The organism is Salinivibrio sp. VYel1 (assembly GCF_009377945.1).
Lineage (GTDB): Bacteria > Pseudomonadota > Gammaproteobacteria > Enterobacterales > Vibrionaceae > Salinivibrio > Salinivibrio siamensis.
In genome coordinates this window covers 183,393-201,383 of record NZ_RSAM01000005.1, presented here as the reverse complement: position 1 = coordinate 201,383, position 17,991 = coordinate 183,393, and the positions used below count along the sequence as shown (strand labels likewise).

General features: G+C 48.9%; 16 protein-coding genes and 2 pseudogenes. 12 read left to right on the top strand and 6 right to left on the bottom strand.

The window, feature by feature from the left end; translation table 11 throughout:
- Positions 1-33 precede the first annotated feature (33 nt).
- Positions 34-1,698: a mechanosensitive ion channel domain-containing protein gene (locus tag EHW58_RS06930; protein WP_370517133.1), complete on the bottom strand. Its 1,665-nt coding sequence runs from the start codon at positions 1,696-1,698 to the stop codon at positions 34-36.
- 428 nt (positions 1,699-2,126) lie between these two features.
- Between EHW58_RS06930 and EHW58_RS06925 the strand changes: the two genes are divergently transcribed.
- The 12 genes and pseudogenes from EHW58_RS06925 (at position 2,127) to betA (ending at position 10,963) form a co-directional block, all read left to right on the top strand.
- On the top strand, positions 2,127-2,669 hold the full coding sequence (locus EHW58_RS06925; protein ID WP_077521556.1) for a GNAT family N-acetyltransferase: 543 nt from the start codon (positions 2,127-2,129) through the stop codon (positions 2,667-2,669).
- 74 nt (positions 2,670-2,743) lie between these two features.
- Positions 2,744-4,828 carry a M13 family metallopeptidase gene (locus EHW58_RS06920; RefSeq protein ID WP_227986290.1) on the top strand — a complete coding sequence of 695 codons (2,085 nt, stop codon included), beginning with the start codon at positions 2,744-2,746 and terminating at the stop codon, positions 4,826-4,828.
- A gap of 80 nt (positions 4,829-4,908) precedes the next feature.
- Positions 4,909-5,451, top strand: a pseudogene (rimJ, locus tag EHW58_RS06915) (ribosomal protein S5-alanine N-acetyltransferase).
- Between the two features lie 163 nt (positions 5,452-5,614).
- On the top strand, positions 5,615-5,830 hold the full coding sequence (locus EHW58_RS06910; protein ID WP_021022754.1) for a DUF4177 domain-containing protein: 216 nt from the start codon (positions 5,615-5,617) through the stop codon (positions 5,828-5,830).
- Complete coding sequence (yidD, locus tag EHW58_RS06905) at positions 5,830-6,054, top strand: membrane protein insertion efficiency factor YidD (RefSeq protein ID WP_152795585.1); 225 nt, start codon at positions 5,830-5,832, stop codon at positions 6,052-6,054. The genes EHW58_RS06910 and yidD overlap by 1 nt, the downstream gene beginning before the upstream one ends.
- Positions 6,054-6,446: a hypothetical protein gene (locus EHW58_RS06900; protein ID WP_046073042.1), complete on the top strand. Its 393-nt coding sequence runs from the start codon at positions 6,054-6,056 to the stop codon at positions 6,444-6,446. Before yidD ends, EHW58_RS06900 begins: the two co-directional genes overlap by 1 nt.
- A gap of 108 nt (positions 6,447-6,554) precedes the next feature.
- The gene (locus EHW58_RS06895; RefSeq protein ID WP_077639247.1) at positions 6,555-7,082 is read left to right on the top strand and encodes a nucleotidyltransferase family protein; all 528 of its coding nucleotides are present in this window, start codon (positions 6,555-6,557) and stop codon (positions 7,080-7,082) included.
- A 100-nt stretch (positions 7,083-7,182) separates the two neighbouring features.
- Positions 7,183-7,587: a GNAT family N-acetyltransferase gene (locus EHW58_RS06890; protein ID WP_370517839.1), complete on the top strand. Its 405-nt coding sequence runs from the start codon at positions 7,183-7,185 to the stop codon at positions 7,585-7,587.
- An 8-nt stretch (positions 7,588-7,595) separates the two neighbouring features.
- Positions 7,596-7,766: pseudogene (locus EHW58_RS15830) on the top strand (delta-class carbonic anhydrase); the annotation flags it as partial.
- Positions 7,767-7,778: 12 nt separating this feature from the next.
- Positions 7,779-8,231, top strand: a complete 453-nt coding sequence (locus tag EHW58_RS06880) for a GNAT family N-acetyltransferase (protein WP_227986289.1) — start codon at positions 7,779-7,781, stop codon at positions 8,229-8,231.
- A gap of 196 nt (positions 8,232-8,427) precedes the next feature.
- Entirely contained in the window at positions 8,428-9,162 is a 735-nt protein-coding gene (locus EHW58_RS06875) for a FadR/GntR family transcriptional regulator (protein WP_152795579.1), read from the top strand.
- A 109-nt stretch (positions 9,163-9,271) separates the two neighbouring features.
- A complete protein-coding gene (gene betA / locus EHW58_RS06870) occupies positions 9,272-10,963 on the top strand; it encodes a choline dehydrogenase (RefSeq protein WP_077668397.1) in 1,692 nt (563 codons plus the stop codon).
- Between the two features lie 47 nt (positions 10,964-11,010).
- On the opposite strand, the gene nrtS is transcribed toward betA, so the two are convergent.
- The 5 genes from nrtS to EHW58_RS06845 are packed head-to-tail and all read right to left on the bottom strand — an operon-like array spanning position 11,011 to position 17,720.
- A complete protein-coding gene (nrtS, locus tag EHW58_RS06865) occupies positions 11,011-11,232 on the bottom strand; it encodes a nitrate/nitrite transporter NrtS (RefSeq protein ID WP_152795577.1) in 222 nt (73 codons plus the stop codon).
- Positions 11,229-12,146, bottom strand: a complete 918-nt coding sequence (locus EHW58_RS06860) for an HD-GYP domain-containing protein (protein WP_152795575.1) — start codon at positions 12,144-12,146, stop codon at positions 11,229-11,231. The genes nrtS and EHW58_RS06860 overlap by 4 nt, the downstream gene beginning before the upstream one ends.
- A 41-nt stretch (positions 12,147-12,187) precedes the next feature.
- Positions 12,188-14,146: an ATP-binding protein gene (locus tag EHW58_RS06855; RefSeq protein WP_152795573.1), complete on the bottom strand. Its 1,959-nt coding sequence runs from the start codon at positions 14,144-14,146 to the stop codon at positions 12,188-12,190.
- A gap of 15 nt (positions 14,147-14,161) precedes the next feature.
- Positions 14,162-16,120, bottom strand: coding sequence for an ATP-binding protein (locus tag EHW58_RS06850; RefSeq protein ID WP_152795571.1), 1,959 nt, complete (start codon positions 16,118-16,120; stop codon positions 14,162-14,164).
- A gap of 55 nt (positions 16,121-16,175) precedes the next feature.
- Entirely contained in the window at positions 16,176-17,720 is a 1,545-nt protein-coding gene (locus tag EHW58_RS06845) for a response regulator (protein ID WP_152795569.1), read from the bottom strand.
- Between the last annotated feature and the right edge of the window lie 271 nt (positions 17,721-17,991).

The following is a 17,991-nucleotide window of genomic DNA, read 5'->3' as shown; positions in this document are numbered from 1 at the left end:
TCACTGAGCCGTCATGATTGTTAGAGAGGTGGCTCAATCTGACCGAGCCTCTGGCGCTGTCGAGACCCAATTCAGATGGACGTCTTGTTGCGGGAATGGAATCGAGATGCCTTCTTCATCAAAGCGCAATTTGACCGTTTTGGTGACATCCCAGTAGACGTCCCAATAATCATCGGTTTTCACCCATGGTCGGACAATAAAATCTACCGAGGAGGTATTCAGAACATGTACTTTGATCATGGGCTCCGGTGTACGAAGTACCGCAGGATGTGACTGGACAATCTCGGTGAGCACGGCTTCTGCTTTAAGAAGGTCATCTTTATAGCCGATACCAAACACCATATCCACCCGCCGAATCCGCTCTCGAGTGACGTTTTTAATCACATCGCCCCAAATTTTGCTGTTCGGCACAATGATAATTTGATTATCAAATGTGCGAATCGTGGTATTCACCAAGCTCATATTGCCTACTTTGCCATCCACGCCACCGGCGTAGACAAAATCACCCACATCGAAAGGGCGGTAGATCAGTAGCATCATCCCTGCAGCAAAGTTTGATAGTGTATCTTGCAGCGCAAAACCGATAATGACCCCAGCGATACCAAAGCCAGTGAGTACCGGAGTAAGATTTACCCCGATCTGGGAGAGACCGATCAAGATCCCAATTACCCACACAGCTTTTCCGGACATCGAGACGAAAAAGTCTTGCATCAACTGCGAAAACTTAAAGTTCTTGTTGGCGACAGTCGATTTCACCACGGAGCGCGTGAGTCTCGCGAGCAGTTTTGCCACCAACAAAATCAGCACAAAAATGATGAGCTGGAAAACCAACTGTGGTGCATTGTCTTCTGCCCAGTTCAGGGCATTTTCGGACCAATGGGAGAGGATCGAATACGCGACATCCACATCCAGAATATCTTGAGTGATGTTGCCGGTAACGCCAAAGAGTTGGCGTTTGTATTCTGCCGTTTCGATCCCTAATTCATCAGCGATTTGATAGGTGCGCTTTAGGCTATCGGTGGCGATCGTGAGGCGTTGTTGGGTGTTCAACTGCGTCAGCTGTAACCCGGGCTTTTCGGAATCAGGACTCGATTTAATTTGCTTTTCTTGCGCCGTGTATTGCTGACGCAGATAGTCGATAGATGCCGAAAGAAGTCGTAAACGCTGGTTAAGACGTTGCTCTAAGGTGTTTCGCGCTTCACGTGCGGGCTGCTCGAGCTGCTCAAGCCAGCGTATGTTTTCCCAGCTGGCCTCAAAGGTGGTGCTTAAATAATGTTGCAGTTCTGCATACTCATTAATCAATGGTAAGCGTTGTTCTTGGCTGGCTTGAGTGATTTGCTCATTGAGGCTATTGAGACGGGTTGTGATGTATTGATACGCATCTTGGGTATACCGCCGCTGCGCTGTGACTAGTTGAATCAACTGCGGGTTATCTAAGCTTTGCTGATTGATGGCGTCGGCGAGCAGCTCTCTTAGCTCTTCATTTTTGGTAAATAGCTGCAATTGGATTGCATCTTTGTCATCGCCTTTTGCCTGTTCAAGGCTCTCTACAAGGGTCTGAATATATTGTTTGGTGCGCGCTATTTGATGCGCTAATGAGGTGGTGTCGCTCGATGTGACATTTGGTTCGGTGGGCGCCGGCGCTTGGTCGGCATGGGCCAACGGAAGAAACAGAAGGGTGGTCACCAGTACTAACATGACTGTATTCATGCGTTGACGGTGATGCGACAAAGTTTTCATCCAATTCACGTTTGTTTCCTCTTGCCTGTTGGCGATAGTGATGGGCATCGATGGCGGCAATCCAATGCCCAACCGAGCCTTGCCCCTGAGCTTTAATAGCGTAGCGAGTTTAGCCTTAACTGCCTATACCGTCGCCCATTTTTGTGACGCACTGGTTTTTATGATGTGTTAGCTTATTGCTTGTGGATCGCGTGTGTCGGTGTCTGCCAACGGGCAATGAGAACGACGGTTTAGTGAACCAGGCGAGGCTGCTTTTTACTACGATCTCGATATGCGCAATGCTAGTCAGTATGTGTATGATGAATCACGCTGATGTCAGTCATCGACGGGCGCTAGCGGCTCATGATTAATGGCAGTCATGGGATTGAATTGAAAGGAAGAGGAGCATGTTCCCAGCCACATGGCGCTCTAAGCGTTTGTGTTTTAGTCCGTTTGAATATAGCGATGCAAAGCGTGTCAAAGCGATGTTTGAGCAAAATCAGCATCTGCAATATCAAGATCCCACGTTTAAACCTTGGTCGTTATCCACCTACCAATCATTGATTGCCGACAGTGCGGAGAAAAAAGCGCCTGATGTGGAAGAGGCGTTTTATCTTCGTCGTATTCAGACCCATGATGGTAAAGATATCGGCTATCTACAAATCTCGCTCAATGCGCCCGATTTACAGAGTGTTTGGCTACCCATGCTCACTATTTCTCCAAGATATCAAAAACATGGCTATGGCAGCGAAGCGGTTGCGAGCGTGATTGAAACCGTGCAAGCTTATGGGGACTATCGACGCATGGGGGTGAATGTTTACGCCGAAAACATTCGCGCGTTTCGATTCTGGTATCAGCAAGGGTTTTGTCGTATTACCCATTTTGAACCCGAGCAAGACGAGGGGCGTGATTATCACTGTGTGGTGCTCTATCGAGACCTTATGTCGTGAACAGCGCATGTCTTTTCGGGAATCGACAAGATTACGTCGCTTGAGCCATGTTATGGAAGGAATTAGGTAAACGAATGATGAACAAAAAAACAGTCAATCGAGTGCGATTAAAACGCGCCGCGATGGGGGTCGCGCTTGCACTAGGTGTAATGAGCTTGGTGCCTGGCCAGGTGTACGCTGCTGACACCACACACGCTGAAGTGCAGCGCGAATCAGGTCTGTATCTACAAGGCTTTGATCGTTCGGTTCGCCCGCAAGATAACTTGTTTCGTCACGTCAATGGCACTTGGTACGACCAAACCCAAATCCCCAGCGATATGTCCAGCTATGGTGCGTTCCGTATCTTGGCTGAAGAAAATGAAAAGCGTCTAAAAAGCATCATTGATGAGCTGGTGGCGCGTGATGATCTCAAGCCTGGCTCCAACGAGCAAAAGCTGCGTGATTTTTATCTTAGCTATATGGACCAAGATAAAATCGATGCCCTAGGGGTGACGCCAATCAAACCTGAGCTCGATCGTATTGCCGCGATTTCCTCGAAGCCTGCGTTGATTTACGCGATGGCCGATTTGCGACAAGTTGGCGTTGGGATCCCGTTTAGTTTTTATGCGTGGGCCGATGCGAAAAATCCGGACTATAACGCCCTGTATCTGAGCCAAAGCGGGTTGGGGTTGCCGGATAGAGACTATTATTTCCGCGACACCGAGGATGCTGAGCGTATCCGCACCGCTTATAAACGCTATCTCGAAGACATGCTGCGCTTAGCGGGTTACGATCAGGCCAAGCAACGCGCTGCCCGTATTTATCAGTTAGAAAAAACGCTGGCAGAACACCACTGGACACGCGCTAAACGCCGTGACGCGCAAGCAACCTATAACAAAATGCCGATTGAGGCGCTCAACCAGTTGATGGGCGGGTTTGATTATGCACGTTTTGCCAAACGCGCGGGTATCGACAAAGCCGGTGAGGTTGTGGTGCGCATGCCATCTTATTTTGAGGCGCTAGGGCAGGTGTTTGAGCAAACCAGTCTGCAAGCGTGGCAAGATTATCTCACCATTCGTACCCTCAATGCCTTTGCACCGCGCCTTAACCATGAGCTGGTTGAACGTCAATTTGCGTTCTACTCCAAAACCCTCAATGGTATTCCTGAACAGCGTGACCGCTGGAAGCGGGGCGTACAAGCCACCGAAGGGGTGTTGGGTGAAGCGCTCGGCCAAGAATATGTCGCGCGCTACTTTCCACCGCAAGCCAAAGCGCGTATGGAAACCATGATTGATAACCTGCGTGCTGCGTTTAAAGACTCGATTGAATCATTGGCGTGGATGAGCGATGAAACCAAAGCGAAAGCATTGGATAAGCTGAGTAAATTCACGCCCAAAATCGGCTATCCAGAGCAATGGGAAGATTACAGCGCGCTGACCATCAACGCCGATGACTTGATTGGTAACAGCAAACGTGCCGCACGCTGGGGCTATCAAGATATGCTGTCGCGGATTGGTGCGCCCGTTGACCGTAAAGAGTGGGGCATGACCCCGCAAACGGTCAACGCCTATTACAGCCCAACCGCCAACGAGATTGTGTTCCCCGCCGGCATCTTACAACCGCCGTTTTTTGACATGAATGCGGATGACGCCGTGAACTATGGCGGCATCGGTGCAGTGATTGGTCATGAAATGGGACACGGTTTTGATGATCAGGGCTCGCGTTATGATGGGGATGGTAACCTTGCAAATTGGTGGACAGATGAGGATCGCGCGCGCTTTGATGCTCGCACCCAAAAGCTCGCTGAGCAATTTAGCCAGTTTGAGCCTTTGCCGGGCTTGTTCATTGACGGCAAAGTGTCCTTGGGTGAGAACATTGGTGATTTAGTCGGTTTGACTACCGCCTTCCGCGCCTATCAAAAATCGTTGCACGGTGAACCGTCTCCTGTGATGGACGGGTATACCGGCGAGCAGCGATTCTTCCTCAGCTGGGGGCAGATATGGAAAATGAAAATGCGTGAAGATGCGCTGCGTGAGCGCGTGTCACTGGGCCCGCATGCGCCACCAAAGTATCGAGTGCTGGGTGCGCCGCGTAATGTGCCTGCGTTCTATGAAGCCTTTGATATTAAAGAAGGGGATGGCATGTATTTACCCGAAGATCAGCGGGTGAATATCTGGTAGTCTCTGATGCCGCCTCCAAGGCGGCATTTTTTATAGAATTTAGTACTGTCCGTCGCGCCAATCGATGCAAGGAGGCCCAAGTGCTAAGCACGCCAAGGACGAGATTAGTTTTACTTCCCCCAGAAAAAGCCGACCTGATGGCGCAGTTTTATCAGCGAAATCGTGCTCACCTTTCCCCATGGGAGCCCATACGTCCTGCCGCATTTTACCGCGAAGACTATTGGCAGCGCGCGCTGCAAGAGGCGAAAGACTTGTTTCAACAGCAGCAAGCCTTCAAGTTTGTGATTTTGCATCATGAACGGGACGATGTGATAGGGGTGTGCAATTTCACCAACGTGATTCACGGCGCCTTTCAAGCGTGTCTGTTAGGTTATTCCGCTGACAAGCATTATCAAGGCCAGGGCTAAATGCACGAAGCCATCCAAGCAGGCATCCGTTTTGTGTTTGAGCAGGTTGGGTTGCACCGTGTGATGGCCAACTATATTCCCGATAATATGCGCAGTGAGCGGCTACTTACCAAGCTGGGGTTTGAGCGCGAAGGCTATGCTCGCCGTTACCTCAAAATCAACGGCCGTTGGCAAGACCATGTGCTAACTGCGAAACGTAACTCTTTGCTTGAATAGCAAGACAATGAGTAATTCGCGTGAACTGGCTTCAAAAAAATACACCTTTAATAATAAGTTTTTGAACAAACAAAAAAATTCTTACAAAATGTGCCGGTTTTTTGGCAGGGGTGTTCAACGATGACCACACTTGGTTATGTTGTTGTGAGTTTGAGGATAAAAGATGAGTAAGTTTACCGAGTATAAAGTCGTTCATATTGTTGAAGGTGGCTGCGGCACCTTGCTACTGGGCTCAAGTGGCTTGCCGTTGCAACGCCTCGAAGCCGAACTCAATCAATACGCGCAAGATGGCTGGCAGGTTGTTTTTCAAGTGATCGAAAAGAAACGTTACATGCTGTTTTGGCAGCGTGAGGCCGTGATTGTCACCCTAGGTCGCTAATGCTTAAGTATTTGTCGCTTACGTTGATCCATCGTTACCAAGCAAAAGGTGGATCAAAGAAACTGTTTAATATTGAGTGTAACTTCGAGCCGACGTGCTCGGAGTATACACGCCAAGCCATCGAAAAATACGGCGCAATCCGTGGCTGGCAACTTGGTTTGGCGCGCATTCGCCGCTGCAATAACCCCAATGCGCTAGAAAAAATTTACGATGAGGTGCCTTAATGCGTTTTACCCAACCAATAGAAGCGCTAGAAGCACAAGAGGTCGAACTTAAGCAACAGGTAAATGGCTTAACTCAAAGCCAGAAAAAACGCTTTTTTGCCGAGCAATCAAGACAGCTTAAAGATCCCGATACTTACGCGGCGCTGAATTGGGGATTCTTAGGGGGGATACATCATCTTTACTTGCGAAAGTATGGGTTGTTTGTCGTAGAATGTACGCTGTTGGTTATCGCCATTATCGGCTTAGTACTGAATCAGCCTTATTTTGGTTTGATTTTGGCGGGTTTAGTGCTATTTGAATTACCACAGCTGTTTTTTGCCCAGAAGATTGCCAGGCAGTACAACTACCATGTATCACGTGAAATATTTGAAGACATCCGCCGCGGTGGTTAACCCATGAAGCGTCGTCGGATCCGTAAACGTCATCAGCACCAGTTCTTTTTATGCCAGAAGACATACCGACGCGCCTTGATTGACTTGATTGAGGCAGATCCTGTTAGGATGCGTGCACTTCGCTGTGTTCAAGCCTTAAACCTCCCTCAGTGTTATATTGCCGCTGGATTTATTCGTAATTTGGTGTGGGATGCGCTTCACAAGTACTCGTCGAGTACACTTAACGATATTGATGTTGTCTTCTATGATCCTGAAGATACCAGTACAGAACGCGAACAATATTTAGAGCAGCTACTGCAAAAGACCATGCCAGAAATGACTTGGCAGGTACGTAACCAGGCGCGAATGCACGAGAAGCACCAAGATCCTCCTTACGCGAGTACGCTAGATGCGATGCGCTTTTGGCCAGAGAAAGAAACCGCGATTGCTGTTCGCCTTGATATGAACCAACGCTGCGAAGTCATCGCTGCCTTTGGGGTTCAATCTTTGTTTGAATTGAAGCTTAGCCATAATCCTGCCCGCCCATGGCAAGTGTTTCAGCAGCGCCTTGATGATAAACAATGGTTAACACATTGGCCCAAACTTACAGTCACCACTCAGTGTTCTGTGGCTGCGAAGCCAATAGAGCGCGAGTAAGCGGCAATAGGGTGCGCATGGGCACAGATTGTCCCTACTACACAGGGCATAATATGCCGTGTGTTGAACAGTATGGATAGCTAAGCCAATGAAATACCGCATGGATGCGAGCCCGAGTGACGACGATGTCGCTGCCATTCAACAGCAGCTACAGCAAAGCAACGCCCCTTTTTTGGCTGGCCTTCCTGAAGGCTCTCTTGCCGGCTATGCGTACAATGATAACGATGAACGTATCGGTGGCGTGGTGGCCAACACGTGGGGGCAATGGCTATTGATTAAATACCTTTGGGTCGATGATGCCTTCCGCCATCGCCACGTGGGGAGCCACTTATTGAGTAACTTGGAAGAGTACGCCAAGGAGATGGGCTGTAAAATGGCGTTCGTTGATACCTTAAGCTTCCAAGCTAAACCTTTCTATGAAAAGCATGGCTATCAATGTCAGATGACATTGGATGACTACCCGTTGAATCACGCCTTACACTTTATGACCAAACTGCTTAGTTGATCAAAATCTATTCGCACAAAGGCTCTCCTTTCCAAGTCACATGGCGTGTCCGTCCACACGTCAAGAAAGTTGATATTGCTAGTGTGCAGCGCTGGTGCCACGCGAATGTATTTGATGAGCATCATGCCCACGGTGTAAGGAATCTCGTGATCAACCCTGCACTGCTGTCAGGCCGATAATCAGGAGGAACCATGGTATCGACTTCCGAGACGTCACTTCGTTTACGTCGTATGCGACCAGCGGACACAGATGTCGTGCTTGATATCTGGTTAAACGCGTCATTAACCGCGCATGACTTTATCAGCGAGGACTTTTGGTACCAACAGCGCGAGGCGATGCGATCAGCCGATTTACCGATGGCGGAAGTATGGGTCGCTGAGCGAGAAGGGCTTATTGAGGGTTTTTATGCGCTTCATGACCATACATTAGCGGCGATTTTTGTGTCACCTAACAAGCAGGGACAAGGTGTGGGCAGCCAGTTGTTGATGCATGCTAAGCAACAAAAAACCGTCATTGATTTGACCGTTTACCAGAAAAACAAAGCTAGTTATGCCTTTTATCAGCGTCATGGATTTGTGGTCGACCGCGAGCAAACCGATCCCCATACGGGTGAACGAGAGTGGCGAATGGTTTACCAAAGTTAGTTGCCGTTTATATCATGTAAAAATCCCGCTTCGGTGAAAACCAAGCGGGATTTTTTGTTTTTATAAATTATATCAATACTATAGTGTCCTTTCCGATGATATTTAATGGTCGTACCAAAAGAAGAGTCGCTAGAGGGTATTTGACTTTATAGTGCAAAAATTGCTAGTTTGGTACTACCAAATCAAAGGGGTAACCATGACGACATCCACCAGTAGCCTGTTTCACCCGGTCCAAATGGGCCGAGCGAGTGAAGATGTAGCATTGCAAATCGAGTCGGCGATTTTGTCTGAGGCGTTAAAGCCGGGGGATAAATTGCCCAGTGAGCGTGAACTGCAGCAACAATTTGGTACTGGCCGTGGTGTGGTGCGAGAAGCCATTCAGTCACTCAAGCAAAAAGGCTTGATTGAAATCCGTAAAGGCCAAAAAGGTGGTGCGGTAGTACGTCAGGTTGATGTGCATAACATTAGTGAATCACTGGCGCTTTTTCTCAAGCAAAGCCATGTACAAGCAGACAAGGTGGCGGAGTTTCGTGAAACCGTTGATCAAAGCCTGGTGTTGCTCGCCATTAGCCGTGGTACCGACTCGCAAAAACAACAGCTCAGTGAAAGCGTCACAGAGCTTGCGGCACTCGCCGCTGAAAAGACCCCGGATTTGGATCGCTTAGGAGAGCTCGATCGCGCACTGAACCTGCTGATTGCTGCGATGTCAGGCAACCCGATTTTTGAATGGGTGATGCATGCTATTCAGCAAGGGTTTAGTTCGCACGATTACGCCCTTTATCAGGCGGCAAAATATCGTCGCCAAACCGTGGAAAACTGGCAACAGACCGTTAACCACATTATCGCTGCCGAGCCGTTTAAGGCGCAGGCAACGATTAGCCACCATTATCGGTTGCTACAACAATGCATTGATGAACAAACATCAAGCTAATTATAAAAATTTCAAAAAGGAAACCTCTACACAATCATACCCATTACCTGTGTTGCGACTGTTCCGGGCTAATGCCCTGCACACGGGAAGGAAAAAATTTGGAGGTTTTATGGGACAGCAACAAAATTACGACTATATCATTGTCGGTGCAGGCTCGGCAGGCTGTGTTCTGGCGAACCGTCTAAGTGCTAACCCAGATAACAACGTATTGCTACTCGAGGCAGGGCGGCCAGACTATCGGTTGGATTTTCGCATCCACATGCCTGCCGCATTAACTTATTTGCTTACCGATAGCACATACAACTGGCTGTATGAATCTGAGCCCGAGCCAAATATGCACAATCGTCGTATTGCACAGCCTCGCGGTAAAGTGCTCGGTGGTAGTAGTAGCATTAATGGCATGATTTATATTCGCGGCAACGCGTTGGATTATGAAAAGTGGGCCAACGAACATGGACTTAAAACGTGGGATTATGCCCATTGTTTACCGTATTTCCGTAAATGCGAAACACGTTTGGCCGGTCAAAATGATTATCACGGTAATAATGGCCCGCTGGCCATCACCACCGCGAACTGTGATAACCCTTTGTTCAGTGCTTTTTTTGATGCGACGCAGCAAGCGGGTTATCCGTTGACGGACGATGTGAACGGTTACCAGCAAGAAGGCTTTGGTATTTTCGATCAAAATATCTATCGAGGTCGTCGCCACAGCGCGGCTAGGGCGTACTTACACCCGGTGATGAACCGTAAGAACCTTACGGTGATCACCGGCGCGACAACAGACAAAGTGCTGTTCGAAAACAAAACCGCGATGGGTGTGGAATACCGTAAATGGGGACGGACGAAAACCGCGTATGGCGCCGAAATCATCAGCTGTGGTGGTGCAATCAACTCACCGAAGCTATTGCAGCTTTCAGGCATTGGCGATGAGACCATGTTGAAAAATTTGGGTGTTAAGCCTGTTCATCATTTGCCTGGGGTGGGAGAGAACTTGCAAGACCATCTTGAACTCTACGTGCAGTATGAATGTAAAGAACCGGTCAGCATGTATCCCGCGCTTAAGTTCCACAATCAACCGAAAATTGGTTTTGATTGGCTATTCCGTCGTAAAGGCGCGGCGGCCACCAACCACTTTGAAGCGGGTGGCTTTGTGCGAGGTAATGATGAGGTGGCATATCCGAACTTGCAGTTCCACTTTTTGCCACTGGCGATCCGTTATGATGGCTCGGCACCGAACAAAGGACATGGTTTCCAGTTGCATGTCGGACCAATGAATACCGATGTGCGTGGCCATGTTAAAATTCGCAGCACGAACCCGGATGAGAAGCCAGAGATCTTCTTTAACTATCTCTCCACGCCACAAGAGCGTAAAGAGTGGGTCGAAGCGATACGCGTGTCGCGAGATATTATCGCCCAGCCGGCCTTTGATCATCTACGTGGCAAAGAACTCTCGCCCGGGAGCGCGGCGCAAACAGATCAGGAGATCCTCGATTTTGTGGCACGCGAAGGGGAAAGTGCTTATCACCCAAGCTGTACCTGTAAAATGGGCTTGGCGAGCGACGAAATGGCGGTGGTCGATGAGTCACTCAAGGTACATGGCGTCAATAACCTGCGTGTGGTCGATGCCTCCGTGTTCCCCGCGATCACCAATGGCAACTTGTACGCGCCGACGATTATGGTGGCGGAAAAAGCAGCGGACATGATCATGGGGCACACGCTTTCACCAGCGAAAGATGCGGAATACTACCGCTATCTGCCTGACCATACTCCGGCACCGGAAAAAGACGCGGCGCTTGTCTAACTCCCCATGTACGCGTTAACGACAAGAGCCAGTCTTGTGCTGGCTCTTTATTGTTTTTGTTTGTCTAGCTGATGTTTAGCAGCACTATAGCTGGCAACGCAATAAGGCACTAAATAGTTGAGCAGTGCGTGACCTATACGCAAGTCTGCCTCGCCCCAAATAGCCTCCCCCTGATTAATAACATTGAGTACAGTGCCGACCACTAATGCGATTTTGAGTGCATTAATGGCTACGCTGGGTTGAATTAACGTACTAAAGAGCCGTTTCATTTAACGGCACCCTCAGCACGTTCAAGCAGCGCCTGCGTGGGGATGGTGGAAACCGTCTGTTGGATAACGCGTTTAATCAGGCCCGTATCAGGTCTTCGTCGTTGTTGTGAGGCAGGAAGCTGGACACCGGTGGGCTCTAGATTGTATGTGTTGTCTGTGATGACCAGTTTTGCTTGCTGTAAGCAAAGTGGGCAATGCAGAAGTTGCCCTGGCGCATCATCACGATAACGAGTGATCGTCGGGCCGCATGTCGGGCAGTGATGCAGCGGGATCCCTTCATCGGTATGCGCAATAATGGCGTCAAATTCGCCCGCTTTGGCTAGGTTAACAAACCGCTGACCGAGAGATGCGTCAAACTGACTGCCAAGGTTTTCTTCAACAATACCAATGGCTTTTTGTTTGGGCATGGCTTGTCGGTAGGGCCGTTTACTGGTCATAGCATCAAAGGCATCACAAATCGCGATAAGCTTGGCCTCTGCAGGAATGGCATCACCGGATAATTTGTTGGGATATCCTCGGCCATCGACACGCTCGTGGTGCAACCCGACGGCGTTGCGCACGATTGGCCCTAATGGATGGCCCTCCAAAATATATAGCCCCTCATTGGGGTGACTTTGAATGATGGCAAACTCGTCATCGGTCAGTTTATCCGTTTTCTTTAAGATGGCATCAGGCACACTGACTTTACCTAAATCATGCAAAAAGCCACCTAAGGTCACGATGGCGCGCTCTTCTTTCGACCACCTTTCTGCTTGTGCGACCGCTGATGCAAACTGAGAAACCCGCCAAAGATGGCCGCCTGTGTAGGGATCTTTTGCCTCAACGGTCCACGCCAGTGTTAATAGGCTTTGGAACAAGCGTTGTGTTTGAACGCTATCCACATCGGAACGAAACCACTTTGTTAACCATTGCATCGTTTTATCCTTTGTTGTGCGCCTGTGTGAATAGACAGGGACTACTCGGTAGAACTTTCAGTTTGTGGCGCAGATGTTTCTGTCAAAAACTTAGGCAGGCTGAGCACGACGGTAACCCCCTGATTGATATTGGAATCGAAATGAAGTTTTCCTTGCAGTTTTTGGTGCACCAGATTGAAAACGAGATTGAGGCCGAGTCCCGACCCCCCTTTGCCGCGTGAACTGGTGTAGAAGGGCTCAAAAATACGTTGGTGAAGTTCGGGCGCAACCCCGACACCATTATCGGTATAGCGGATTTCCACGATCTCACCTTTATCGGCAATACGAATGTGAATACGAGGATCATTAACCGTGTCAAAGGCATGGCGGACACTGTTTATCACCAAGTTGGAAATAACCTGGGTAAGTACTCCGGGCAGGCTGCTCATAACAAGCTTAGCGTCGCCCTCGACGATAGGCACAACCGGTACTTTCTTGGTTTCGGGGCGCAAACTTCCCATTAATGCTTCAAGTGTTTGTACGGGACGGAATTGGCTCAGATTTTCAGAGACTTGGTCGACCGCTGTTTGTTTGAAATCCCGAATTAATCGTGCGGCACGATTGAGGTTGTTTTCTAGCATATGCGTGCCATCCGTGACCTGCTTCATCACGGTGGCATACTGCTCACTGGTCAAGGTTTTTTGCTCGAATGCGCGGTTGAGTGTGGAAACCGCGTCTTTGATCACTGAATTAGCCGTTACCGCGATACCTAGGGGCGTGTTCACCTCGTGGGCAACGCCCGCTACCAAGCTACCCAACGCGGCGAGCTTTTCGGATTCTACCAGTTGATTTTGCGCGGCTTTAAGGTTTTCCATACTCTGCGCGAGATCCTGGGTTCGTGCTTCAACGGTCGCTTCTAAACTCTGGTTCAGTTGCTCGAGTTCCAACTGGGTCGTTTTAAGCTCGGTGATATCAATCGCGGTTCCGCGAAAGCCCGTGAAGCCGTGTTTGGTGAAATGTGCTATCCCTTGGAATACAAAGTAGTAGGTGTGTTTCCCCAAGGTGATTTTTTCTTCACACATGGTGAAATCATCGTATGTGTCCAAACAGTTTAACAATGATGTGCAGTGACTCAGGGCGGGTACTGACTTTATTTTGGGGTTATTTTCAATCGAAATCGCGAGCGCCGCTTGCATCGCTTCAGAGCAAAATGTCAGTCGCTGCGTGGCATCGGTCTCCCATAACCAATCTGAAGCGGCGTTAGTGAAATCAGATAACCGCGCCTGTTCTAAGGCGATATTCCTATAGAGGCTCGTCATCCGCAAGGTGATTTTATTGGTTTCGTCCGCCAACCAATCGAGTTCATCACTTTTTTCCATAATGAACTTACGATGTTTCAACCGCAAAGGTTCGTGGACAGGTTCGAGAGGATCAAAGCTAGCCAAGTGCTTGGTGATAGCAAATACACGTTGGCTGACGCTTTGGTGGAAGACCCATAAAATCAGCGAGCAGACAATCAGGGTTTTTATCCCGTTCAAAACGAGCGTAACGAGAAATTGCTGTAACAAGAGGTCATAGATTTTTTGCGCGTCAGATTCGACGCGTAAGGTACCCAAATTAATGCGGCGATTGGTGTCGGGGTGGAAATAAATGAGCTCCGTCTGGCTGACCACATTACTGCTGGAAAGTGGTTTTCCTGCATCCAACACCACGCCATCAAACTCAATCGAGAGATAGTCGATATAGGGAAGGTTGACCAGGCCATCCAGTCGATTTTGCGCACTCACAAGGTCAAACACCCATAAAGACGACGCAATTAAGTCGGCGTGGACGTTTTGAATTTCCGCATGGCGGCGGTCAACATGGTCAAAGGCTTCCTCGTAATCCCATGATAGCTGTAGTAGCGTGGTTAATATGGTAAAAAAACCACTGAGTAGGACCATCAGCAGAATGATTCGGCGGCCAACAATACTAAAAAGTGGGTGCTTGAGACCTTGTTCAAACCTCTCTAGCTTTTCCATTATATGCGTATCACCTTACTCTTTGCTTTCACTCGCGTAGCGGGCTATTTGGCTTGATAAGCTTAGGGGGATCAGAAACATAAACTTCACGCCTTGCCCGGGTGCTGATTCAAATTGCAGCTCGCCGCCTAGCTTTTGTTTGACGAGGTTAAAGACCAGATTGAGGCCAAGCCCTGAGCCTCCTCGCCCGCGTTTACTGGTATAAAACGGTTCAAAGATTCGATGGTGAAGGGATTGCTCGACACCGCAACCATTATCTTGGTAACAGAGATAAAGGTGGTCTCCTTGTCTTTCAAATTCGATCGTTATTTTAGGGTTATCGGTCTCGTCAAAGGCATGGTTGATGCTATTCATCACGAGGTTAGAGACGACCTGGGTGATGACGCCGGGTAAGCTATACATGAGTATGTCAGGCTCGCCACTGACCTCGGGAGTCACCGGGATTTTACGGGTTTCTGGGTGTAAGCTGGCGACGAGTGCGTCTATTGTCTGTTTGACATCAAATTCGGTGAGCGCTTCTGAGACTTGATCAACCGCGGTCTGTTTAAAGTCACGAATAAGGTGGGTCGCACGCTTGAGGTTGTTCTCAAGCATGATCACGCTGTCATTCACTTGTTTAATCAATGAAGCAAACTGCGTGCTGGTCAACGTTTGTTCCTCAAACGCTTGATTGAGCGTCTGGGTGATATCTTTAATCACGGATGATGCGGTGACGGCGATGCCTAAAGGGGTGTTGACCTCATGCGCAACACCTGCCACTAGACTACCCAGTGCCGCGAGCTTTTCCGACTCGACCAACTGTTCTTGTGCCGCTTTTAAGTGCTCCATACTCTCTTGGAGTTCACGGGTTCGCTCATCAACGGTTTCTTCTAGGTTATGGTTTAATGTTTCCAGTTCAAACAGGGCCGTTTTCAGCGCGGTGATATCGATGCCCGTGCCTCTGAAACCGCGAAAACCATCAATACCGTGATGGGCAAGCGCCTGAAAGACAAAATACCGGCTTTCACCCTCAACGGGTACGATTTCCTCACACATCGAAAAGTCCTGCTGTCGATGAAGATTGGCCATGAATTGGTGACAACCGACAGCAGAAAGCAACTTGTCAAGGTGCGGATACTGGTTGGGATTAAGGTCAAACGCCAACCGCATCGGATCGGAGCAAAAGGTCAGCTTGAGATCGGCATCGGTTTCCCACAGCCAGTCTGAAGAGACATGGGTAAAGTCAGACAAGCGCTCCCGTTCTAGCATAATATTGCGATAGAGCGTGGACATATTCTGGGTGATTTTATTGGTTTCGGCTGCTAGCCAGTCGAGCTCGTCTTCTTTTTCCATGATGTAGCGTTTGCGGGGCAAGGTCAGCTTTTCCTCGTTGGGATCAAGCGGATTGTACTGACGTAAAAACTGCGCCACTGTAAACACGCGTTGGCTGACGGTATGGTGAAACACCAACAAAATGAGGTAGCACACGAGGAGCGTTTTTATTGCGTTCAATAGCAGTGTGATAAAAAAGTGTTGTATCAGATCATTATAGATAGCGTTCGTGTTGGACTCGACGTAGATAGTACCAATCCGTTGGATTTTCCCCGTATCGGGGTCGTCATACTGGAGCGGATACTCATTGACCATTTTACTCACGTCTAGGGGGGATCCCGCTTCAAAGAGATAGTTCTCTGAGCGCACGGCTAAATAATCAACATGTGGCAAGTTGATTAACCCATCAATGCGCTCTTGGACACTGGTTAAGTCATAAATCCAGAGTGAGCTGGCGAGTAAGTCGGCATGAATGTGTTCAATTTCGTAGTGTCGGCTGTCCACCAGATCGAACGCTTCATCGTAATCCCAATAGGTTTGTAGCAAGGTGGTGAGAATGGTAAAAAAGCCACTGAGCAAAATCATGATCAACAAAATCCGTCTTCCTACTAAGCTGAAGAACGGGTTACGGATGCTGTGATCAAATTTGTGGCTTCGGCTCATAGACAGTTTGATCTGTTATATATCGTGATTAAGACTCAAGGCGTCACTGTTCTACTTAATCTGGATACGCGGCGCGGATAGCAATAAAGTCGTCCCAATGCTCGAGCAGTAGGTCGACCAGCTTGGGCTCGAAATGCTTGCCACGTTGAGCCACGAGCTCGTGGCGGATGTCATCATCCGTCCACGCTTTTTTGTACGAGCGCTTCGAACCTAGGGCATCGAATACATCTGCTAATGCTGAAATTCGACCACTGATCGGAATGGCCTCGCCGGCGAGCTGATTGGGGTAGCCTGTTCCGTCCCATTTTTCGTGATGGGTGGCTGCAATCTCTTTAGCCTCTATGATAAGGCGTCGTTTGGAATGGCTCAGAATTTCTACCCCATACTCGACATGCTTTTTCATCGTCTCCCATTCCTCCGCATCGAGCTTGCCCGGCTTGTGTAAAATCGCGTCTGGGATAGCGACTTTACCGACATCATGGAGGGGAGAGCCATGTTTAAGCAGCATGGTTTTGTGTTCGTCCAAACCATAGAGCTGCCCTAACTTTTCACAGAATAAAGATACCCGTTGTACATGCGCTCCGGTTTCTTTACTCCTCGCTTCCACCGCGTTTGCCAAGTTGTAAACCAGCTCTTTGGAGGTCTCACGCAAATCGACCATTAGGCTTAAGTTCTCAAACGTCAGGCCAATGTTTTGCATGTAAATTTTTAGCAAGTGCTGATCGAGCTCTGATAGGGCTTTGTCATGATTGACATACAGCAAAAACTCGACATCTTCATCATCGCGGTGGAAAAGCACAAATCCGTCGTCGAATTGGATGTTTTTCTGTGCTTCAAGCGCTTGCTTGCAACGGTTTGAAACATTGCTAGGGAGTTTATCAAAGGCGCATTCGGTGTAGCAGTTTACATACTCCCCGGTCGCCGCCAGGGTGAGTGCGCGGGATTCTTCTGCTCCCGGGCGAGGTTGAACCACACAATAAAACGCAGAGTCGTGGATATAGAGAAGGGATGTGAGCTGCTCGAGCACCGCGGTGGCGTAGTGTTGAAGATTGGTGGTGTTTTGCACGTTGGCCGATGCTTCAATCACACGCCGCAACCCTTCTTTCTGCTCTTCAATCATGCAGAGATCGCGGTAAGAACGCAGCATTGAGTATAATAGGGTTTTGAGTTTTTGTGTGGTGAGCTCCGTTTTCTCTTTGTAGTCGTCAATATCATATTCACGGATCACCCGATCTTCCGGTGCTTGTCCGGCTTGTCCGGTGCGCAATACTAAGCGGATCAGGTGGTTATTCATTTCATCTCGAATATGCCGTACCAAATCCAAACCTGCGTGCTCGGTTTCCATTACCACATCTACGAGTGCCAACGCGATATCTGACTCTTTTTCCAACACTTCTCGCGCTTCCTGCCCAGAGAGGGCAGACAATATCTCTAAAGGGCGTCCTTGAAACGTGAACCCCGTTAGCGCGAGCCGTGTTACCTCATGCATCAGATCATCGTCATCAATCAGCAGTATCCGCCATGGCGCTGCATCAGATGCTGAATTGGTCTCATTAGACTTGGGAGATGCGCCGTCGCGTTGATCTGCAAACAAGTCCATTCACTTTGCCCCTATTCGCGTTTATCTCAGTTAGTTAAAGCGTAGTTTAGGACTTTCAAAGTTGCGAGGAGAGGGCGAGTGATTGATACTTAAGTCACTTCCCTTGGTTTTGGGTTTGTTACATTTCTCTGATCTGGCGCAGTATGTGTGCTAATTGGGCTGCTAGCCTTGGAGTAGACAAGCGATGGTCTCGAGGCTAGAACTCAGGTATGTTGCATGAAATTGGTCAATTTATCGCCTTCTGACAACAGTTTGAGTAATTGTCTTGCAC